Raw genomic sequence first — 22,836 nt, 5'->3', positions numbered from 1 at the left:
TTGGCTAAATTAAACCAAGTGTACTCTTTTTAACTTCTCGCTTTTTTTTTCGGTCTATAATAAAAGAACCAGATTAAGAATGCGATACCTGCTACAGCTATAATGACATATGCGACATTTGAATAAACATCCATTACACTGACGATATCCTCCCAGTTTTCCCCCACTGAAGCACCGAGATAGACAAGAACGGTATTCCAAATCAGCGTTCCAATAGTTGTCAAAACTATAAAAAGCGGCATAGACATTTTACTCATTCCTGCAGGGATTGAAATGAGGCTTCTTATAAGTGGAACGAAACGACAGAAAAATACTGTCCAACCACCATACTTACCAAACCAATTATAGGATTTTTCAATGTCATTTTCTGTCACACGTAGCCACTTACCATATCTTAAGACAATCCGCTTCATCCGTTCTTTACCGAGGATACTCCCAAGATAGTAAAGGACAATAGCCCCGCCTACTGAACCCACAGTCGAGGCAATGATAACGCCAAAAATCGACATCTCAGTATGTGCTGTCATAAAGCCACCAAAGGTCAGGATGACCTCTGATGGAATTGGCGGAAAAATATTTTCTAGGGCAATCAAAAAGACAATCGCAAAATAGCCAAACTGATTTATTAAATCTTCTAAAATACTCTGCATTTATTTAGTTTCCTCATTCATTATTAAATTATGTTCCGCAATATGTTTTAAAATTCGGATCGATGTCGTCATCACCAGGTGCATCGGTATATTTGCCACCGATTTTGTCGTTATAAGGTTTAGACACTGCCTTAAGCAATTGCTTAACCTCACCGTAATGACCTTCTATTGCTTGATCTAATGCATCTTGGACGATATGGTTTCTAGGTACCATACTTGGATTTCTTTTATTCATTACTAGCTCGATTTCACCTTTCTTAGCAGTTTGACTCTTCTTTCTAGCCTGATATTTTTCAAACCATAAAATAAAGTCACTATCGTCAAACATAGGTAAAAGATGATAATTTGTAAGATAAAAATCACGAAACGTTCGAGTATAATCTGCCTTATGTTTAAACATAAGCTCTAGAAAATCATTAATTAGACTCTGATCATAAACATCCTCATGGTTCATATCTAATATCCCTAACTTCTCGCCCATTATAGAAATATACTTTCTATTGTAGTACTGTGGGAAATGATTTAAGGCATTTTGTGCAAGCTTAACCGCTTCTTCTTGTTCTTCTGCTAATACTGGAATTAAAGATTCCCCGAGCTTACTTAAGTTCCACTGGGCAATTGAAGGTTGGTTTTTATAACGATAGCGACCGTTTGTATCAATAGATGAGAAATAAGTATCTGGATTATAAGTGTCTAAGAAGGCACAGGGCCCGTAATCTAAAGTTTCACCTGCTATCGACATATTGTCAGTGTTCATCACACCATGAATAAAGCCTATTGCTTGCCATTCTGCTACGAGTTCTGCTTGTTTTCTTACCACATGATCGTAGAACAACTCGTAGCGTTTCGGTGCTTCAATATCTTTTAAATATGGGTAGTGACGTTCAATGGCAAAATCAGTTAAAGTCGTCAACTTATCTCTAGACTGATGGTAAGCAAACTCAAAAGTTCCGACCCTTAAATGAGAGTCTGCGACCCGAGTAAGAATTCCACTTTTAACGATGGACTGACGTTGTAAATATTCTCCTGTTTCAACTACCGCAAGCGCGCGTGTTGTTGAAATACCAACATTCGCCATGTATTCACTGATGATATATTCTCTTAGCATTGAATCAATCGGTGCTCGTCCGTCCCCATTTCTAGAGAACTTGGTTGCTCCAGAGCCCTTTAGAACAATATCCATCTTTTCACCTTCAGGTGTATTATGTTCACCTAAGAGGACATTTCTGCCGTCACCCAACATATTCAATACACCAAATTGGTGACCCATATAGCTTTGTGCGATCGGGGTTGTTTCTTCAGGTAGATGATTGCCAGAGAAAAATTCTGCGTCTTCACTTAAAGCCTCATCTTCAAGCTTTAATAGCTTGGCAAGGTGTTTATTAAATAAGACCATTTTAGGCGCTTCACATTCTTCAGGTTCATAAGGTGCCCAAAAGGTACGTGGTAATGTTTTGTAGTCACTGCTAAAGTTCAAGCCTTTATACATAGGAAACCTCCTAATATTTCTATAGTAGACAAGTATACTATAAAATGATTTTATTTTTGTAAAATTCAGCTACGGATAATTGAATTTTGTTATAATATATGTGTAATAATATAGTAACATTTTAAATTATATTGGAGTTGGAATCATGTCAAACGGATTAAGAAGAGCGTCTTGGAAGTATGCTTTTGCCTATACTGGTATCGTTGTTGGTGCTGGTTTTGCAACTGGCCAAGAAGTACTTCAGTTTTTTTCAAGCTATGGCTTAATTAGTATTATCGGCGTCATACTAACAGGACTCATTGTAATGTTTATTGGACGCCAAGCAGCAAAACTTGGTTATTCTACAAATGCTGAATCACACGTCCTACCGCTTAACACCTTATTTGGTGTCAAACTTGGTAAGGTCGTAGACATCATCCTTGCATTCTTTCTCTATGGTTTAGCCGTTGTAATGATTGCAGGTAGTGGTGCAACTTTCAATGAAGGTTTTGGCCTCAACCCGCAAGTGGGTGCGATTTTCTTAATTATTGTTGCCTTCGTCACCTTACTAATGGATTTCGATAAGATTATCTCAATTATCGGTTCTATTACACCTGTATTAGTCATCGCTTTATTTATTATTGCAATCTACAATATATTTAACCCTATGGTGCCTTTTTCTGAAGTGAATCAATATAATGATACTAGCCACACACCAACAGGTAGCTGGTGGTTTGATGCAATAACTTATTCAGGCTTTACACTAGCGACAGCCTTCAGTTTTTTATCCATAATGGGTTCAGAAAGTGCACGTCAATCCATCGTAAGACGCGGCGCAATATACGGTGGACTCTTAATCACTTTCATTATGCTCTTGATTAATTTTGGTATATTGTCTATTATGCCAGCAGCATATGATGTTTCCTTACCGACAATGCAGATGGCGAATAATCTATCACCGTGGATCGGTACAGCATATTCTATTATTATTATCTTACTAATCTTTAACTCAGTAGTCGGTTTCTTATATCCATTCTTAAGTCGATTTACTAAACCACAATCTGGGAAATATAAGATACTCTTGATATCATCGTTAGTAATTGGTTATCTAGCGACATATGTGGGATTCGTAGAACTTGTTAATATCATCTATCCATTGTTTGGTTACGTTGGATTGACCATTGGAATTATGTTAACTGTAAGATGGATCTTCTTAAAACGTAAAGCTTATCATTTAGCTGAAAAAATCTCAGATGAAGACTAATATAAATCACTCTATAGTTTGTATATTCGTAAACTATAGAGTGATATTTATATATATATGTATTTTTACAACTATACTATGTTTATTAGTCGCTTAGTTGTTTATATTAGTTATGTAAACAAGATAATAGGAGTTGTGAGAATGTCAAACGGAAAGAACAGAGCGTCATGGCGAATTGGATTCGCCTATGCCGGTATCGTTGTCGGTGCCGGATTTTCAACAGGACAAGAAGTCCTGCAATTCTTCGCCAGCCATGGATTGATCAGTATTGTCAGTATCATCATGGCTGCATTTATATTAATGTTTGTCAGCCGTCAGGCTGCAAAACTTGGCCATAGACTCGATGCAGAGTCACATGAAGGGCCAGTTAAAGCTTTATTCGGTAGGCGATTGGGATTAATTATCGACTACACTTTAGTCTTCTTTTTATATGGAATTGCAGTCGTAATGATTGCCGGTAGTGGTGCTACCTTTAATCAAGCATTTGGTATCTCACCTGATATCGGAGTCTTAATATTGATCGTCATAACTGCAGGAACCTTACTTCTTAATTTCGACAAGATCGTCAATATAATCGGAGGTATTACGCCCCTATTGATCATCGCTGTCGTTATTATTACAACCTATAATATTTTAAATCCAACAGTACCTTATTCTGAAGTTAATAATTATGTTGATCCAACACGTGCACCGTCAAAATTTTGGTGGTTCGATTCAATCACATACGCTGGTTTAGCTTTCGCAGTCGCGTTTAGCTTTTTATCGATTATGGGCGCTGGTGCTGCCAAACACGCTATCGCAAGACGTGGAGCAATCTATGGCGGTCTGATCACCCTCTTATTAATGGTACTCGTTAATGTTGGTGTACTCTCCATTATGCCAGATGCCAATGAAGTCCCATTACCAGCAATGTTAATGGCAGAAAATATGGCACCCTGGTTAGGAACAGTATACTCCATCATAATCATACTGTTGATATTTAATTCAGTCGTAGGTTTAATGTACCCGTTCCTTTCAAGATTCACCGAGCCCTACTCAGGCAAGTACAAAATGCTCCTAGTTGTGTCACTCATTGGAGCCTTCTTAATTTCTAAAGTCGGTTTCGTCGAGCTCGTCAACATCGTTTACCCAATACTCGGATACATCGGGCTCGCCATTTCACTTGCCCTGTTTATTCGCTGGCTTATTAACAAGAACACTAAGAAAAAACTACTCTAATGATTTTGTGGCTTGGTGCCGACCCGAGGAGGGTCGGGTTTTTGTTGTGTTTTGGGGGTTTGAACGATGCTCCTCTTCGTTTTTATTTCGAAGCGGAGCTATAACCATTCATCAGCTTCGTTGTTATTTCGAAGCGGAGCTACACCCATTCATCAGCTTAGTTTTTACTTCGAAGCGGAGCTACAGCCATACATTAACCCACCACCTCAACACCAGCCAGATACCTACACAAAAAAAGCCAACGACCGAGCGGTCGTTGGCAATCCACTAAAATCTTATAGTTTAATTCTTGTACCTGCTTTACCTTCTAGGGCAAGAACAGCTTCATCTAGTGAGCAAATGATACCTTCTTTACCTTCGTGTTTAGCGAAGGCAATTGCAGCTTCAATTTTAGGAAGCATTGAACCTGCAGGGAATTGTCCTTCTGCAACGTATTGTTCTGCTTCTGCTACTGTAATTTCTTCTAATTTTTGTTCGTTTTCTTTACCGAAGTTGATGTAGACGTTTGGTACGTCTGTAAGCATCATGAATACGTCTGCATCAGTTTGTTCTGAAAGTTTTAAGCCAGAACGGTCTTTATCGATAACGGCTTCAACACCGTTGATTTGACCTTTTTCGTCACGGTAGATTGGAATACCCCCACCGCCTGATGATACGACGATTGATGTTTCAATAAGAGATTTAATTTCGTCCACACCGTGGATGACTTTAGGTTCTGGTGAAGGTACGACACGACGGAATCCGCGTCCAGCATCTTCAGCCATTTGGTAGCCTTTTTCTTCTGTTAAGCGTTTAGCTTCTTCTTCGTCGAAGAATACACCTACTGGTTTTGTTGGGTTTTCAAATGCTGGATCATCTTTGTCTACTTCTACCATAGTCAGTAGAGTCACAACGTTTGTATTGTCTCCACCTTGGATTAAACGGTTTTTCAATGCTGATTCCATCATATAACCGATCATACCTTGAGATTCAGCGTTGTTAACGAAGATTGGCATTGCAGGAATTTCTTCTTTTGCCGCTTCGTTTTGAGCGATGATGTTTCCGACTTGTGGTCCGTTACCGTGAGTGACTACGATTTTGTGACCTGCTTCTGAAATTTCAACCATACGGTTTGCCGCATTAATTACGTTTTGGTATTGGTTTTCAAATGTTGCTTCTTGTTTTGGTTGTAAGATGGCGTTACCACCTAAAGCTAAAACTACTTTTTTACCCATTATTTCATCTCCTATTTAATGTCATATAGATTCCGTAGAGTGTGTCATGGCCAGAAGAAGATCCTAAAGCCACTAAGGCCTCAACGGCTTCCTTACTTGGGTTCTCACCAAGTGCGGTAATCTTCGAAGAAAATATACCTTTTAGAGCGAGCTTAATAAAATTTTCACTGACTATAGTCGTCACCGTCTCCGATAGATATGAAGCTAAGGAATTTTTATGCACTTCACTGATAAAGGGATCTAGTGCATCCACATATAAAATACCTGTAATCATATCATCACCAGATGGTGTTAATCCAGATCCTCTCCCCACTAAGTATTTAAGGGGGAAGCTTGAGTTTTCATCAGCCAATGCGTCTAATATCTCACTCATTTTTTCAGGATAAAAATCACTATCATTAAATTTTTCAAAATCAAAGTCGATCACTACTTTTTTTATAGCAGTAGTGTCTCCGGCTTCAACCTTGTCATATTTAACTAAGTCAGCCTGATTCAACATAATCATAAAATCTTTATGGTCAATACCACGTTGGCTCACCTTGACTTTATGACCAACAGACAAAAATTCCTTAGCATAATGCATGGTGTTTTTATCGATTGTGACACCGAATGGAAAATATCCATTTTTAGTCGTTCCAACGAAGATTAAGTCGTTAGATTCATTAACAATATTAAAACCATTGTTGAAAATACTATGCACACGCATGTGATTGTTCTGATTTAATAAGTCAAGTGCGATCGATCCGACCGCACTTGCTTGGTATATCATTAAGCTTCAAAACCTAATTTCTTGGCATAAGCTGTGATTGCTTTTTCGAAACATTCGATTGGAGGGTTTACTGTACCCGCACCAATTTGTCCAAAACCAGCAACTTTGTGTGCAATACCTGTGTTGATTACAGGAAGGATTCCACTTTCAACAACTTTACGTGCATCGATTCCGGTTGGTGCACCTTTGAAGTCCCAAGTAGGAATGATGAAGTTAGGGTTTTCTTGTTGAGTGATCTCAGCCATGTTGTTTGAAGTTTCAAGTGCGTCATTGAAACCACCTGAACCGACGAAACGTGTAACTGCTGGAGCAGCGATCATTGACATACCACCAACACCGATTGTTTCAGTAATTGCTGAGTCACCGATATCTGTGTTTGCATCTTCAGCTGAGTAACCAGTGAAGTATAGACCTTGTGGTGTGTTTACTGGCGCAGTGAACCACTCGTCACCCATACCAGCGATACGGATACCGAAGTTTTCACCGTTACGGCACATTGCTGTAACGATTGTTCCGTGTTCGATTGTACGTGCAGCATCTGTCATTGCTTTACCCGTAGCCATCGCAATGTTTAAGAAGAATTGATCAGTATCAGCTAAGAACTGCATAACTGCTTCTCTGTCTTCTAGAGATACATCTTCTAATGATGTGATTGCTGGTGCAACTTCTTTTAAGAATGCTAATGAAGCTGCAATGTTTCTTTGGTGGAATTCGTCACCCATTGCAATTGCTTTAGAAACTAGAACGTTAACGTTAAGTCCTTCGTCCATAGTTTTAAGTGCTTTAGATAAAACTGGAGCTAGGACATCTTTCATCCAGTGTAAACGGCTGATAACTTGGTCGTTGAACGCACCGAAGCGTAGTACCGCACCGATACCTTCGTTCATTGTGCAGTATGCTTCGTTACCGTGTTCTTTGTTTACAACGACTACAAGTGGCATGTTCATTGAAGTGATACCACCCATTGGACCAACAGCGTTTACATGGTGACACGGAATGAAAGTGATTTTGTCATTTTCTAATAATTCACGTGCACCTGCTTCGTCTTTTGCCCATCCTTCAAAAAGGATTGCACCGACACAAGAACCTTGCATAGGATCAGTCATGTTTTCATACTTGATTGGTGGTCCAGCGTGTAAAAGAACGTGTTCTTTTAATTCTGGGATTACCGTGTGTGCAGGCACAACATCAGTTAAGAAAGGTGCTGCACCAATCATTTTTTGAACGACTGCTTTATTTGCTTCTTCGATATTTTGGTAAGCCATTATACATTCTCTCCTTCATAATTGTTTAAGAATTGAAGTACTTTCATAAGCTTCTCATCTCCACCAGCAACTGGGCGCCAGTTGAATTGAACAACTTCTGCTCCACTGTTTTCAACAGCTTCTGTAAAGCTTTTCAGACCGATGTTGATTACGCTTGGGTTGTTTGAAATTAGGCTCATCATTTTTTCATCTACTGATAAGTCTTCTGAACCTTTGTCAAAGTTCTTAGTTTCAAGTATTGGCTGTTCAACTTTACCACCAACAAGTTCAATAGCAGTACGAACCATTTGGTCGTTAGTATCACAAAGAACTGCACCAGCTTCTTCTAAGATTTGACGTTGTTTATCGTAACCTTGAGCATCTTTGTCAGTACCTACAACAGTTGCAAGTACTACAAGTGAACGCTCTTCTGATTTAGCTTTGTCAGTGATACGTTTAATAGTCGGAGCAAGTTCAGAAGCCATGTCAGCATGAGAACCATAACCAATAACGTTGTCTAACATAATAACAGCTGTATCTTCACTGTCAGCAGATGTTTCTAATTTTTCAATACGTTTTTCAGGGTCGATCATTGGGTGAGGTTTACCTTGAGTGTACATATCATCACCTAGGTCAATCACCTCGTGTGAAGTAGATTTATAAGTGAATCCTTCATCTTTAACTTCTTCTTCACCAAGTGAATGTCTAATCATCATTGCCGCTTCACTTGCTAGCGTACCACCTGAGTAGTATGCTTTGATTCCTTTTTGGTTCGCATCAAAGTCTACAGATAAGCCTTCAATTGTAGATGGTTTGAAGTCAACTGTTTCACCATTTGAAAGTTGTACAGACGCAACTGCCGCTTCTTCAAGTGTATAAGCATGATAAATTGCATCCTCTTGATATTCTGGTTTCGCACCTAAGAATAGAGCAACAACTGGTTTGTCGATTGAACGTAATACGCTCTCAACTTTTTCTTGTACTTCTTTAGCTGGTGGCTTAGAAATTACAGTAATGACCTTAACTTTAGGGTCTTGGTTAAGTGCTTTAATGCTATCTAGCATAGTAATCGCACCAACTTCTGTTGAAAGGTCACGTCCACCAGTACCGATCGCATTTGTAACACCTTTGCCCATACGGTCAACGATTGTTGTTACTTCTTGGATACCTGTACCAGATGCACCAACAACACCAATGTCACCTTGTGCAACAGTGTTTGTAAATGCTAATGGCACGCTATGGATAATACCAGTACCACAGTCAGGACCCATTACAAAAAGACCTTTTTCATGAGCGAGTTCTTTAAGACGAACTTCGTCTTCTTTAGGTACGTTATCTGAGAACATGAATACGTGAAGACCGTTACGTAAAGCATTTTCTGCTTCCATCGCAGCGTATGTACCAGGGATGGAAATTAATGCAAGGTTAGGATTGTTTGCAAGTTCTAAAGCACGTTTCCAGTTATGAGCTTCTGAAGATTTTTGACTGTCGTCAGAACCGCTACCACCAGCAAGTTCAGTTTCAACTGCTTGGTCAACTTCATCAACTTTAGACTCATCGTCAGTATCGATAACAATAACAATGTCATTTGCACTTGCATCTTCTAATTCAGGTGTACCTAAACCAGATCCTTTGAAAATGTCTTTGTTAGCAGGTGTCCCCATCATTACTGATGCTTTGTTGACACCTTCCATAGCACTAAGTTTTTGACTTAAAAGCATAAGCACGATGGAATCTTGATAAGTGTTTCCCTTAATAATTGTATATAACATCATAAACCTCCATTAATATTTATTCTGCAAATCTATTTTTACCGTGATAACGATCAAAGTGAATGTTGTCACTCACGAGATAATCATATATATCATCAACAATTTCAATGCCATCTTCATCATATTTTTCGGCACGTTGTTTTCCGCGTTCTCCTGGGAAGTTAACTTCAGAGAATCCTGGTGCAGGTGACTGCTCTTTTAGTTCATCTAGCATTGTAGATAATTGTTTTTTGAAAGCTGTCACATCTGTGAAGTACGCCGGATTAATGACAATATGTAGCTGCCCTAATTGACGACCAGCAGTCAAGTCCTTGTACATACTTGAGACATGCACACCGTGCGGCAAACCAAGTAAGGAACCAGAAAGAATATCAACCATCATCATCAGCCCATAACCTTTAGGTCCAGCAACTGGAACTAATGCATGAACATCACGAGAGTTTGTTGTTGGTTCACCTTTAGCATTTACTGCCCAAGTATCTGGAATATCCTGCCCTTTAGAACGGGCATCTAAAACTTTACCCCATGCCTGTACAGTAGTCGCCATATCAAAAGTGATGATTCGTTCATCATTTGTCGGTGCTGCAAAAGCGATTGGATTTGTACCAAAGTAAGGTTCAGTACCGCCAAATGGTACAACCATAGGATCCGACTGACACATTGATAAAGCAACCATATCTTGTTCTGCTGCTTTTTCAACGAAATAGCCGAGTGCACCTGAGTGTGAAATGTTCGTCATTCCAACGACAGCTACACCATTCTCTTTAGCCATTTCAATGGCTTTGTCCATGCCAAGTTTAGCAACTTGGTGACCGACACCATTATCTCCGTCAAGTAATGCAGTTGATGGTCCTGTTTTTTCAAATTTAAATTCTGGGTTATTAGTTATGCCGCCCTTAGCGATACGTTCAGCGTAGTATTCTACACGTACCGCACCGTGAGAGTGGATACCGCGGTGGTCAGCGAAAGTAAGTACATCGCTGACAGCATCCGCAGCCTCTTCTGTAAGACCAGCTTTAGCTAATTTAGTTTTCATGAGTTGAAATAGTTCATCTTTTGAAACACGCATTTCTTACATCCCACCTTTTAGTATGGTGTATTTGATTTTAAGAATTCCATGATGTCTTTAGGAATTGGAATACCTGATTTTTCGTACTCAGCCTTTGTAACTTCCATTAACTCACCTGGGTAGTACACTTGATCGAAACCTGTTGCAGGTTTGTTAGCATGTAACTCTTCAATCATCGTTTCCATCTTCTCTTCCATTGCTTCTCTAGTTGAGAAGAAATCAGGGTTGATGACTAAATGGAACTGTCCTAGACGACGATATTCACTTAAGTCTTTGTACATACTTGTTACATGTTTACCGTGATTTAATCCCATCAGACTACCTGATAAGATATCAACCATCATCATCAAGCCGTAACCTTTAGGTCCAGCAACTGGTAAGAGTGCGTTTACTGCGTAAGGGTCCGTCGTTGGGTTACCGTCTTTATCGACTGCCCAAGTATCTGGAATATCCTTATTCTTACTTCTTGCATCGAGGATTTTACCCCAAGCTTGAACGGTTGTCGCCATGTCGAAAACGATTGGAGACTGTCCATCTTTTCTTGGTGCAGCGAAAGCAATTGGGTTTGTACCAAAGTAAGGATCCGAGCCACCAAATGGTACAACCATTGGATCTGATTGACACATTGATAGAGCAACCATGCCTTGTTCTGCAGCATGTTGTACGAAGTAACCAATCGCACCAGAGTGACTCATTTCACTTACACCAACTGCACCAATACCAGATTCCTTAGCAAGTTTGATTGCTTCTTCCATCGCTTCAAAAGCGACGTAATGACCGACAGAGTTATCACCGTGGTAAACACCAGTTGACGTACCAGTTTTTTCAAATTTAAGCTCTGGCTCTAGGTTAAAACCACCTTTTGCACAGCGCTCTGAGTAGTACTGCATACGAACTGAGCCGTGTGAATGAATACCGCGTGCATCTGCCCAAACCAGAACATCTGCAGCACGATCTGCAAATGTTTCAGGCATACCATTAAGGACAAATTTGGCTTTAAATAGTTCACGCAGTTCTTCTGAATTAGAAATGACTAATTCTTCTGACATGCCATAACCTCCTATCTCTATATGAATGTTTTATAGTTCAACGTCTCTGTTTGCATCTTTAGAATAGATGTAAGCAAATGGCTCATCTAGGCCGACTGCATAAGTTGCTTGTAATGCATAAGCACCCATGAAGATATAATCACCTTTATCAACTGGCATCCAGTTGTTATCAAGGTTGTACATGCCGCGACCACTTAAGATATAAGCACCGTGTTCTTGTACGTGTGTTTCAACATAACCATGTGACGCACCTGGTTTGAATGATAAGATGTGGAAGTTCATGTCATAAGCAATATCTGCTGGTAAAAGGTCTTGTACAAGTACTTCATCCATACCTTCGTAAGCTTTTTGTTCGATATCGTTAACATTACCTGTCACAACTTCAGGTTTACCTACACCTTTAGCTTCTTGATAGCGCTTCTTGTAAAGGAAGAGGCGGCTATCTTCACCGTTGTTGTTGTTTTCAAATGTAAGTTCTAAGTGTGGTGGCACATAGATGTATCCACCCTGTGAAAGATTATAAGATTGTCCATCTGCAGTTGCAGTCACGTTTCCGTAAACAACATATAAGAAAGTTTGAATACCTTCTCCGCCGAATCCTTGTTTGTTACCACCATTGTTTTTAACTGTAACTAGGTAGTCAACAAAACGTGCACCCATTCTTGGTGAACCTAAGATTGACATATCGCAATCTTCAAACCCAGGAACAACGTTATTAACGAGTCCGTCTGGAGTTAATACTGCAAAATCATCCTTCTTAACGATTGAACGTGTTTCTAATAAGCCTTCTCTATATCCTTGTTGATGGTTTAAGTAACCCATTTATATATCTCCCTTTCTCTTAAATTAAGTCTATTTATATTAATAAGCTAATTTATAAAGTGTCTCAGCAAGTACTTCAATACCGTTAACTAAATCTTCGATTTTTGTTTCTTCTTCAACGTTGTGTGAAATCCCACCGATTGATGGTACGAACACCATACCTGTTGGCATGTAATTAGAGAATATTTGAGCATCATGTCCTGCACCAGATGGCATTACTTTATATGAATCACCGACAACTTTGTCTGCAGATTCTTGAATCATGTTGACAATACTTTCATCCATCAAGGCTGGAGATTGTTCCATCCATAAGTTGATGTCCGCAGTCATACCGTACTTGTCAGCAACTTCGTTGATTGTGTCTTCAACAGTTTTCGCAAAATCGTTTAATTCCGCTTCATCGATGTGACGTGTATCAACTGAGAATTCAACCTCACCAGGTACAACGTTAACAACACCAGGAACTGGTTTAACACTTCCGAATGTTACAACAAGTGGATCACCAATCTCTTGTGCTTTTTGTACAAGCGCTTGTGCGATTTCAGTAAAGGCTACAACCGTATCTTTACGGTAACCCATAGGTGTTGTTCCCGCATGGTTTGCTTCACCTTTTAGGTTGATAGTGTAACGTTTTTGACCAACGATACCTGTAACAACACCGATTTTCTTCTCTTCTTTTTCAAGGATTTGACCTTGTTCAATGTGCACTTCGATAAAGGCCTTGATGTCATCACGAACCTTATCATCTGTTCTAAAGTCAAAACCAGATTCTCTCATTGCATCAACGAATTTAACACCTTCACCATCAGTGATGTCTTTTACGTCATCATTGTTTTGAAGGTTGAAGAAGTTTTTAACACCCCAGAATGTGTATGGGAAGCGAGAACCTTCTTCTTCTGCAATAGATAGTACTTCTAATGTACGTTTTGGTTGACCATATTTTTCTTTCAAGTAAAGTGTTGCAATTAATGCACTTAAAATACCGAACTGTCCATCAAGGTGTCCACCTTCTACAACAGTATCGATGTGTGATCCTGACATAATTGTTTCTTCAGGCTTTTCTGAACCAATTAGTCGCCCTGAAACGTTACCTACAGCATCACTTGATACTTCTAGTCCGTTTTCTTCAAAGATTTCTTTCAAAGCGTCAACTGCTTTTCGCCATTCTTCTGAATAAAGTAGGCGTGTAATTCCACGAGGGTCTAAACCGCCATAACTTGTAAACTGTTTGTCCAGTTTTTCAAAAGTTTCAAGAATGTCCATTATAAATCCACTCCACTCATTATTTTTCAATTACAATTATAAAATTAGTACCATCAACTAGCATTGACAGTTTCAACAATCATGTCTATTCAAATTATTCACTTTAGACAAATACACTAAAATTGCTTAGTCTGTATAATGATTAATGTAAAGGAGACATGCTTATGGAAACTGTAACAATTAAGATTGCTGACTCATATACGCTTTTAGGCGATTATTACAAAAGTACTGCTGTAAATAGCCGAGATGTTTTAGGTACTTTAATCTACTTACATGGTGGTGGTTTAGTTTTTGGTGAACGCACAGACCTCCCTAATGAGTATATTGAAATACTACGTAAACGCTTCGAAGTCCTTTGTGCCGACTATCGTCTCGCACCTGAATCTACTATCGATGATATTTTCATCGATTTACAAGACATATATCACTTCGCTACAACTTTGAAACACGAAAAAATATATATTATGGGACGCTCTGCCGGTGGTTACTTAAGCTTAATGATGGCACGCGATTTTAATATTGAAGGCATCATCAATTTTTACGGTTACTTTAATTTCAGTCATAGTGACTTCAATTACCTACCACACGATCAAAAGCACCTAGCTTCAATGCTGACTGAAGATATTGTCACACCAAACATACGTGACTATGTGACCGTCAAAGAAAATCCAGATCCAAGATATCTTTTATATCTTTACTATAGGCATATTGGTGAATGGGCAAAAACCCTTGGCATCGATTTAGAGAACGATAAATACCGATTAACCAATGAGGATATAAAAGCATTGCCACCTATCTTTGTCGCCCATGGGAAGGGAGATCCTGATGTACCTGTTTTCTTCAGTCGAAAGTTAAATAAAAATGCACCAGTTGTAAAATTTGTTGAGGTCGATACAAATACTCACAATTTTGATCAAACAGTCAATGAAAACAATATCAAACTCTATGAAACAGCAGTTACTTTTATGAATGACCAGCATACATAAGAAAAGTCAGGGAGGCACCTCCCTGACTTTTTATTTATTTATAGAATTGTCCAATTTTAAGATTACTTACACCTTGATCTAGTGAATAAATTTCTTCACCACGTAAAATAGTACCGGCAACTTGCGCACCAATTTCACGTCCAATATAAGGACTGATCTTATTGCGATATTCTAATGCTTCTTTTTCTACAGTATAAGGTGAATCACCTTTAATTAATACGAAATCTGCGTCGTAACCGACTTCAATACGTCCTTTTCCTTTGAGCTCAAAACGGTCTGCGACATTTGATGCAATGATATCTGCAAACTGCGTCAATGACATACCACGTTTTTGTACAGCTTCATCAAATAAAAGATCGACATTATTTTGGATACCGGAAATTCCACCCCAAGCTTTAAAGGCATCATCTGTATCTTTAAGATCTGGTGTACATGGAGAGTGGTCACTCGTAACGAACATCACTTTACCGTCAAAGACGCGTTCCCACATACCTTCTAAACGTGATTTTTCACGGATTGGTGGTGAACATTTAACCACTGGTCCGATGTCATCAAGTTCTTCTTTATAGAAGTATAGGTAATGCGTACATGTTTCACATGTAATATCTACACCTTCATTTGCAGCTTCATTGATTAAATCAATTGCTTCAGCATTGGCAACATGTACGATATGCACACGACAACCTGTTTCTTTAGCAAATAAAATAATCTTTTGAATCGGTTCAACTTCAGTAAATACAGGTCTTGTATCCACATAAGCTGCTAGTGATTTTTCACCACGTTCTTGTGCTAATTGACCAAGTTTATCTGTTATTGGACCATTTTCAGCATGGATTGATAAAATTTTACCTGTCTTAGCAATCTGACGCATACCTTCATATAAAGAGTAGTCATCAACATTCATAAAGTCTCCTTCGATTGAACGGTCACCAGCTGTTGCAACAAATGCCTTATAAGCAACTACACCGTCTTCATCCAATTCTTGAATGCCGCCGTCTAAATTAAAAGGTACTAGACCGCCATAACTATATACATCAACTGATAACTTATCGTCACCGGCTTTGAATTTTTCTTGAATTGAATCGTGATCGACTGTAGCTGGAATCTGGTTTAAAGGCATTTCGATAAATGATGTTACCCCACCTTTTGCTGCTGCACGCGTACCTGTATCATAGCCTTCCCAGTGGTCACGAATGCCTCCACCTGGTTCACTAATGTGAACATGTGCATCAATCATACCTGGGGAAACAACTAAACCTTTAGCATCAACAACGCGAGCGTCACCTATTTCAATATCAGTACCAATTTGAGCGATTTTTCCATCAGTAACAGCGATATCAACTTCTTGTTCACCGCCAGGAAGTATAACCAAACCATTCTTAATTACTAAATCATAAGCCATTTTTAAGTCCTCCTACACTAGGTGTATAATAACGCAAAACAAGATAATAGCATACTTTAGGCAATACCCATGTTGCACGCTCTAAAACATACTATTAGTCAAATATATTTACGTTTATTTTGTTATTAGTGTACTATTAAGTGGAGAAATATAAATTGTCTAAATTATAATGTTAATAATTTATTTTTGTGCATTTTGTACAAAAACCTATTTTTAAAATACAGGTGATTAATAGATGGTAACAATTAAGGAAATTTTATCTTTGGAGCGCTTTAGTAATTTTAAAGTAATTAATCATAAAGCGGATCTCGAGAGAACCGTCACCAATGTCGATATAACAGAGACTCCAGATGTCAAAGATTACACTACGGAGCACACAATCCTCTTAACGACAGCAATGACTTTTAAGAATGACCCAGATGGACTGATTAAATTCATTAGAGATTTAAACGATGTACCTGTTGCTGCACTGGGAATTAAATTATCACGCTTCATTCATGAGATTGATAAGAGCGTAATCGACTACGCAAATAATCTCGGTTTCCCATTAATTGAAATTCCAAACAACTGGAAACTCGGTCAAGCTACTCATAGTATCGCGACATATATTTCACAAGATGAAACTGAAAAATTGTATTATGCCTTAGAAGTACAACAACGCATGAACTCAATGTTAATCAAGGAGTTTAGTGTTGAGCGTATGGTCAACCAACTCAGTCAGTTTTTAAGATTGCCGATTATATTAATTAACCCTTTTTACAAGGTAGATGTAATGAGTAATAATTTTAAAAACGACCAGAAATTATATAAAGAAAGCATACGATATTTTAATGATGTCTATTTGAATAACCAAGAAGACTTCACCAATGACTTCAATACGAAAACTGCAGTATTTAAAGTGCCTGCCTTCACGTATTTCCCTTACTATTTAATCGTTTCTAATTTGGATAAGATATCTTATCCGTTTAGCCATTTGGCAATTGAACAAGCGATCAATACCTTGTCGTTTGCAATTTATAAGGATTCTAAAATTAGAGCGACAGAACAAGAGGATGTGAACTTACTGTTTAGCTCTATTATCAATTCAACAGATGGTACGCCTATTAATTTAAATTCTCATCCAGAATTTTTTGAACGTTATCATTTAATCGATTCGTCATACTACCAAGTCATGATTTGCGGAATCGATAAAACCGATGAAATAGAAAACTCAGAATATGTAAATGAACGTTATCAACTCACTTTTGAATGGCTACAAAACGCGCTCGTCTCACTCGACCCAAATATCAGTATATTCGGTTTTGGTGACTCCAATCGCTTTGCGATCTTGTTACAAGAACGTCATGAATATTACCAGGCATACTGTCGCCATCTTCAAAAAGAATATAAGAAATTCTTTAGGGAATCCTTATCGTTTGGTATAGGAAATGAAGTGTCCGACTTCACCCAAATCCATTCATCATTCGTCGAGGCAGAAGAGACCTATGATATTAGTCATAATCGCGGTGACAAAGAGTTCTTGGAAGTTTATCGTCCGAGGAATTTCGAAGAATTACTACAACTCATCAGTCCAGATAAGGTAAGGCCATTTGTAGTAAATACTTTAGGGGATCTTGCCTTTCCAACGAACACCAAGGATAAGGAACTTAAGAAGACCCTACAAATATACATGGATAATCAGTGTGATATTACGAAGACTTCAAATGAAATTTTCGTACACCGAAATACTGTTAAATATCGTATAAATAAATGTGAAGAAATGTTAAGAGTGAATGTCATGGATCCTGTTCATTCATTAAATATTAGGTTGGCATTGTTTATTTCCCAACATATCCAAGATGCTTAAAACTTGTTCACATCCAATAATTATAAGAAAGCCCATTGTTCAAACTGACCAATGGTCTTTCTTCTTTTTGCCTTTATAATGTAGTTATCTACAAAATTTAGGAGGCGTATGAAATGGAACAAACTCAAAAGAGTGGATCCAGCTACTATAAGAAAATTATAGTTGCCTTAGTCTTTGGTTGGGTTGCTATTTGGATATATAGAACAATTCTGACTCCAATTTACCCACAGATCCAAGATGCACTAGGTAATGCATCGAATGCAGAAATCGGTTTAATTGCTTCTGTATATTTCTTTGCTTATACAGGCATGCAAATTCCTGCAGGTGCCTTGGTCGACAAGTTCGGTCAAAAAACAGTCTTAATTCCAGCATTTATTGGTTTCGCGGTTGGTGCAGTTGTACTTGGTACTTCAACAACTTTACCGCAAGTATATATCGGTTCATTGATTGCAGGTCTAGCAACAGGTTCTTACTACGGTTCGGCTTATAGCTTGTCTGCTAAGCACGTACCTAAAGAAAAGAAAACTTTTGCTAATGCGGTAATCAACTCTGGTTCTGCTGTCGGTATGGTGATCGGTCTAATCGGTTCATCAGTGCTTGTTGGTGGCTTGAACGTTGAGTGGAACTGGATGCTTTACGGTACTGCACTTATCATCTTAGGTGTAACATTTGTATTTTACATCAACATCAAGAGTGATAAGCAACTTGCTGCTATGGAAGATCAAACTGCAAAAACAACAACAGATACAAAAAATGTTGTTAAAGAGGACGATGGTGTGTCATTATTCTCAAGTAAACACCTAACAATTTACTTCGTATACTTCGCTGTTTGTTACGGTTACTACATGATTGTAACTTGGTTACCTTCATTCCTAGTAGCAGAAAAAGGATTCGCACAATCAGACGTTGGTTATGTTTCAGCACTTGTTGCTATTGCAGGTATTCCGGGCGCTTTAATTTTCGCTCGTATTCTAGACAGAAGACAACAAGATCGTTTGAAATATATCTTAGCCCTATTAATCATTGCTGCAGTCATGATTGGATTGACAGTGTACTCTCCATCACCATGGATTCTGTACATCGCATTAATCCTTTACGGACTATTTGGTAAACTAGCAATCGACCCTGTATTAATTACTTATGTTTCAGATTCTGTACCAGAACACAAAACAGCTAAAGCACTTGGCTTGTTTAACTTCTTCGGTATGGCATCATCAGTTGTTGCACCATGGTTAACTGGTTTCATCGGTGATACTACAGGTTCACAAATTATTGGTTTCTATATTGGAACTGTTTTACTATTAGTTGCAGCACTGCTTTTCTTCTTAGTAATCTACCTAAGAGATGGCAAAAATTCACAACACGCATAAGACAATATAAAAATAAGCACTCAAGAATAAAATTCTTGAGTGCTTATTTACTTGTTTAAAATGGGAAAGCCAGTAAATCAATCCCGTAAACAACCGGTACCCAAAGGTAAACGACGATAATAATCATAAGTGCAGCAAGAATGTTTAAACCAAATCCTGCTTTCATCATTTCACCAATTGTTACCTTACCTGTACCAAAGACAATCGCGTTTGGAGGTGTTCCAACCGGTAACATAAAGGCACAGTTTGCAGCCATAGCTGCAGGTACCATTAATGCTAATGGGTGAACGTCTAAAGCAATAGCTAGACCAGCTAGAACTGGTAGAATCATCGTAGCTGTTGCTGTGTTTGATGTGAATTCTGTCAAGAACAAAATAAGTAGTGCAACGATTGCAATCATTAAGATCAATGGCATGCCGCCTACACCTGAAAGCATTTCACCGATCCATTGGTCGACACCAGTTTCAACAATTGAACCAGCAAGTGCTAAACCACCACCGAAGAGTAATAGAACACCCCATGGTAGATCTTTTGCAACACCCCAGTCGAGTACACGACCATTTTGTCTCTTAGAAGGGATGATGAATAGTAAGACTGCAGCGAGCATTGCAATTGAGCCATCACCTAATAGCTCTGTGAATGCAAACTGATCAAAGAAGAAGCCTCTAAGGACCCAAAGTGATGCAGCTAAAATAAATACTGCAAGTACCCATTTTTCTTCCTTTGTGATCTTCCCTAACTTATCTAGCTCATCAACAATAATTTTTCTCCCACCAGGCAATTGATTCATACCATGTTTGAACTGGAAGAAGTTCATGTATGCCCATGCTAGAGCCAGTAAAACAATAACAACAGGCACCCCGACTAGCATCCACTGGGCAAAGTTCATCTCAACATCAAAGATTTGCTTCATCTGACCAGCTAATATAATGAGTGGCGGTGTTCCAATTAAAGTACCGAGTCCACCAATCGTACCCGCATAACCGATCGCAAGTACTAAAGATTTCTCAAAGATTTTAACATCCTCTTGAACACTCGGAGTAGATAAAGAGTGTGCCTCTTTAATAATTGCGAGTCCTATAGGAATCATAATCATAACTGCTGCAGTATTCGATACAAACATTGATAACAGCGCTGTAGAAATCATAAAGCCTAAAAGAATTGTCGCTGTTGTCGTACCGATTGCTTTAATAATAGAAAGCGCGATACGTGTATGTAAATTCCACTTCTCCATTGCAACTGCTAATAAGAAACCACCTAAGAATAAGAATACAATGTCATCCCCATAAAAACTTGCCGTATCCTGATTCGTCATTATTCCTCCCATCGGGAATAATACTAATGGTAGTAAAGATGTAGCTGGTATCGGAATTGCTTCCGTTACCCACCAAGTTGCAATCCATAAAGCCGCTGCAACGACGAAAATTCCATTCTGAACTAAGCCTTCAGTTTGTAAAAACAACAGAGTTAATACAAATAATAATGGTCCGAGCAGAAGTCCAATCAGCTGGACCTTAGTATATGATGTTGCATTAGGCTCAGGCACCGGTGCGCCTGTTGCCGCGTCCCTTAAATCTTTTGCACTAAAAAACTTCAGTAATGATTTTGTTCTTTTGGATTCACTCCATAAGTTATCATAACTTTTCTGAACGATATTTTTATCTTTAAACTCGCTCACAAATACCCCCTCCTTAAATAAAACACATTAATAATCTATCACAAATATTCTGATTAATCTATAGAATATTTAATGATAACAATAAGTTTAACTTATCATATATTCATTGTAAGCGCTTATATGTAATAAATATCCATTTTAAATGGTCCTTATGCGAGTTTTGGTTGGATGTTGATTTGAGTAGGTGTGCTTCATTTCTATTTCTAAGCGGAGCTCGTACCATTCATCAGCTTCGTTTTTATTTCGAAGCGGAGCAATCCCATTCCATTGAAATCACCCAACCCAAATACACCAGCAAATAACAACTCTCCCATCCTACCAAACAAAAGAGCACTGAAACCGTAAGGTTTCAGTGCATCAGTTTTTCTCTATACATTAGTTAACTTTCTCTATATCTACGACTCTTTTATAGCCTGATTCATCGATGAAGAATACTGCTATGACTGCGATCAGAAGTAATCCACCTGCTAAATAGAATCCCATATCTAAGTTACCAGTTACATCTGTAATGAAGCCAGTAATGTAAGGTGCCAATATTGAGGCTGACATTCCGATAAAGTTATAAATACCAAATGATGTTGACAGTCCGACACGTGGTGCGTTGTTTGCCACTACTGCGATCAATACCGGGTTAGTTGATAATTTACCGACGATACCGTATAAGATTAGAGCGACATAGAGTACCCACATTTGATCAAATAGCACTATAGAAATTGTTGAGATAAATGCTAACGGTACCATTACGAGTAGTACTGGTCTTTGTTTACCTAGCTTATCTGATATCCAACCAAATAGTAACATACCAGGAATTGATGCCCAAGGTACTAGTGAAGATACAAACGCTACGCTAGTTCCTGAAATACCTCTTGCTGTTTCAAGGTAATATGGTAACCAAGTTAAGATTACGAAGAAACCGTAAATCGAACAGAATATAGTAATAAATGCTAGAAGTAAGTTTCTATTTTTAAATAGCCCTGAAACTTTCAGTTTCTCTTGTTCTCCTGTAGTTTCACTTGGTGCTTGATAACCTGGAGGATGTTCTTTTACAACAATCCACATAATAATACCGATGATGATAACGATAACACCCATAATCCAGAACGGTGTTCTTCAAGATAGGTTCATCTCTTGAACTGTAATACTAGAAATCCAGTAACCTGCTGACATACCAAGCGCCATACCGGAGTTAATAATAGATGAACCGATTGTTAAACGCTTTTGTGGTATTGCCTCTGAAGATAGACCATATTGTGGTCCATAGAATACCCCTTGGAACATCCCTGTCATAAACCACATTGTTAAGAACATGTAGAATGTGAACATTTGTCCAGATAAAATTGCTAAAATACCAAAACCGATAAATGCTGGGATGATCATTTTCTTACGGCCGAATTTATCCCTTAAAAACCCTGATGGAATCTGTGTAGCTGTATAACCTAGGAAGAATAAACTTGAAATTAAACCTAGTTGTGCAGTCGTAATTGCAACCTCACTTTGGATGTTTGTCATGATTGGGTTTAAAATTGTACGTGTTGCATAAATTGCGACCCAACCGAGTGTAAACACGATAACAATTTTAATCCAGTAATTGTTTGAAAGCTGTTTGTTCTCCAATATTTTCCCTTTTTTCTTTAATACTTCTTTTATCACTTTTAATTATACTGTTTCTCCTCAATCAAAACATTATCCAATATATATAAATTCACTTTTATGTTATGTTCAATTTATCACAATTTTAGATTTATTGTTTGC

At 38.3% G+C, this 22,836-nt stretch carries 17 protein-coding genes and 1 pseudogene; 5 read left to right on the top strand and 13 right to left on the bottom strand.

The features are described from left to right. Nucleotides 1–29: 29 nt before the first annotated feature. Both V6E76_RS00625 and V6E76_RS00620 read right to left on the bottom strand, forming a co-directional pair. Complete coding sequence (locus V6E76_RS00625) at nt 30–650, bottom strand: DedA family protein (protein ID WP_247348053.1); 621 nt, start codon at nt 648–650, stop codon at nt 30–32. Nucleotides 651–678: 28 nt separating this feature from the next. Next, the gene (locus V6E76_RS00620) at nt 679–2,139 is read right to left on the bottom strand and encodes a protein adenylyltransferase SelO (protein ID WP_247348051.1); all 1,461 of its coding nucleotides are present in this window, start codon (nt 2,137–2,139) and stop codon (nt 679–681) included. Between the two features lie 145 nt (nt 2,140–2,284). Between V6E76_RS00620 and V6E76_RS00615 the strand changes: the two genes are divergently transcribed. Together V6E76_RS00615 and V6E76_RS00610 are read left to right on the top strand one after the other, a co-directional pair. Then, on the top strand, nt 2,285–3,382 hold the full coding sequence (locus V6E76_RS00615) for a YkvI family membrane protein (protein WP_166626580.1): 1,098 nt from the start codon (nt 2,285–2,287) through the stop codon (nt 3,380–3,382). Between the two features lie 141 nt (nt 3,383–3,523). Next, the gene (locus tag V6E76_RS00610) at nt 3,524–4,600 is read left to right on the top strand and encodes a YkvI family membrane protein (protein ID WP_166626579.1); all 1,077 of its coding nucleotides are present in this window, start codon (nt 3,524–3,526) and stop codon (nt 4,598–4,600) included. A gap of 275 nt (nt 4,601–4,875) precedes the next feature. Here V6E76_RS00610 and arcC read toward each other — a convergent pair whose 3' ends face one another. The 8 genes from arcC to allC are packed head-to-tail and all read right to left on the bottom strand — an operon-like array spanning nt 4,876 to nt 13,802. Next, nucleotides 4,876–5,814 carry a carbamate kinase gene (arcC, locus tag V6E76_RS00605; RefSeq protein WP_166626578.1) on the bottom strand — a complete coding sequence of 313 codons (939 nt, stop codon included), beginning with the start codon at nt 5,812–5,814 and terminating at the stop codon, nt 4,876–4,878. Nucleotides 5,815–5,818: 4 nt separating this feature from the next. After that, on the bottom strand, nt 5,819–6,583 hold the full coding sequence (locus V6E76_RS00600) for an oxamate carbamoyltransferase subunit AllH family protein (protein WP_247348049.1): 765 nt from the start codon (nt 6,581–6,583) through the stop codon (nt 5,819–5,821). Continuing rightward, nucleotides 6,583–7,848 (bottom strand): YlbE family protein, encoded by a 1,266-nt coding sequence (locus V6E76_RS00595; RefSeq protein ID WP_247348048.1) that lies wholly within the window; start codon nt 7,846–7,848, stop codon nt 6,583–6,585. The genes V6E76_RS00600 and V6E76_RS00595 overlap by 1 nt, the downstream gene beginning before the upstream one ends. Beyond that, complete coding sequence (gene fdrA, locus V6E76_RS00590; protein WP_247348046.1) at nt 7,848–9,599, bottom strand: acyl-CoA synthetase FdrA; 1,752 nt, start codon at nt 9,597–9,599, stop codon at nt 7,848–7,850. The genes V6E76_RS00595 and fdrA overlap by 1 nt, the downstream gene beginning before the upstream one ends. Nucleotides 9,600–9,618: 19 nt before the next feature. After that, nucleotides 9,619–10,668: an ureidoglycolate dehydrogenase gene (gene allD, locus V6E76_RS00585; protein WP_166626574.1), complete on the bottom strand. Its 1,050-nt coding sequence runs from the start codon at nt 10,666–10,668 to the stop codon at nt 9,619–9,621. Between the two features lie 17 nt (nt 10,669–10,685). Next, the gene (gene allD, locus V6E76_RS00580; protein WP_026866544.1) at nt 10,686–11,717 is read right to left on the bottom strand and encodes an ureidoglycolate dehydrogenase; all 1,032 of its coding nucleotides are present in this window, start codon (nt 11,715–11,717) and stop codon (nt 10,686–10,688) included. A 30-nt stretch (nt 11,718–11,747) separates the two neighbouring features. After that, the gene (gene allE, locus V6E76_RS00575) at nt 11,748–12,539 is read right to left on the bottom strand and encodes a (S)-ureidoglycine aminohydrolase (protein WP_026866545.1); all 792 of its coding nucleotides are present in this window, start codon (nt 12,537–12,539) and stop codon (nt 11,748–11,750) included. Nucleotides 12,540–12,578: 39 nt separating this feature from the next. Continuing rightward, nucleotides 12,579–13,802 (bottom strand): allantoate deiminase, encoded by a 1,224-nt coding sequence (gene allC / locus V6E76_RS00570; protein ID WP_198687746.1) that lies wholly within the window; start codon nt 13,800–13,802, stop codon nt 12,579–12,581. 164 nt (nt 13,803–13,966) lie between these two features. Between allC and V6E76_RS00565 the strand changes: the two genes are divergently transcribed. Further along, entirely contained in the window at nt 13,967–14,788 is an 822-nt protein-coding gene (locus V6E76_RS00565; RefSeq protein ID WP_198687747.1) for an alpha/beta hydrolase, read from the top strand. 34 nt (nt 14,789–14,822) lie between these two features. Here V6E76_RS00565 and allB read toward each other — a convergent pair whose 3' ends face one another. Next, nucleotides 14,823–16,190 carry an allantoinase AllB gene (gene allB / locus V6E76_RS00560; RefSeq protein WP_026866548.1) on the bottom strand — a complete coding sequence of 456 codons (1,368 nt, stop codon included), beginning with the start codon at nt 16,188–16,190 and terminating at the stop codon, nt 14,823–14,825. 235 nt (nt 16,191–16,425) lie between these two features. Here allB and V6E76_RS00555 point away from each other — a divergent pair, with 235 nt between their 5' ends. Both V6E76_RS00555 and V6E76_RS00550 read left to right on the top strand, forming a co-directional pair. Then, on the top strand, nt 16,426–18,036 hold the full coding sequence (locus V6E76_RS00555; protein ID WP_247348035.1) for a PucR family transcriptional regulator: 1,611 nt from the start codon (nt 16,426–16,428) through the stop codon (nt 18,034–18,036). Between the two features lie 113 nt (nt 18,037–18,149). Continuing rightward, nucleotides 18,150–19,406 carry an MFS transporter gene (locus V6E76_RS00550; protein ID WP_247348034.1) on the top strand — a complete coding sequence of 419 codons (1,257 nt, stop codon included), beginning with the start codon at nt 18,150–18,152 and terminating at the stop codon, nt 19,404–19,406. A gap of 55 nt (nt 19,407–19,461) precedes the next feature. On the opposite strand, the gene V6E76_RS00545 is transcribed toward V6E76_RS00550, so the two are convergent. Then, nucleotides 19,462–20,952 (bottom strand): SLC13 family permease, encoded by a 1,491-nt coding sequence (locus V6E76_RS00545; RefSeq protein WP_499797685.1) that lies wholly within the window; start codon nt 20,950–20,952, stop codon nt 19,462–19,464. 507 nt (nt 20,953–21,459) lie between these two features. Next, nucleotides 21,460–22,650, bottom strand: a pseudogene (locus tag V6E76_RS00540) (MFS transporter). Nucleotides 22,651–22,836: the final 186 nt, after the last annotated feature.

This window comes from Jeotgalicoccus huakuii, from assembly GCF_036665975.1.
In the GTDB taxonomy this organism is placed as follows: Bacteria; Bacillota; Bacilli; order Staphylococcales; family Salinicoccaceae; genus Jeotgalicoccus; species Jeotgalicoccus marinus.
This window is presented reverse-complemented; position numbering and strand designations above follow the sequence as displayed.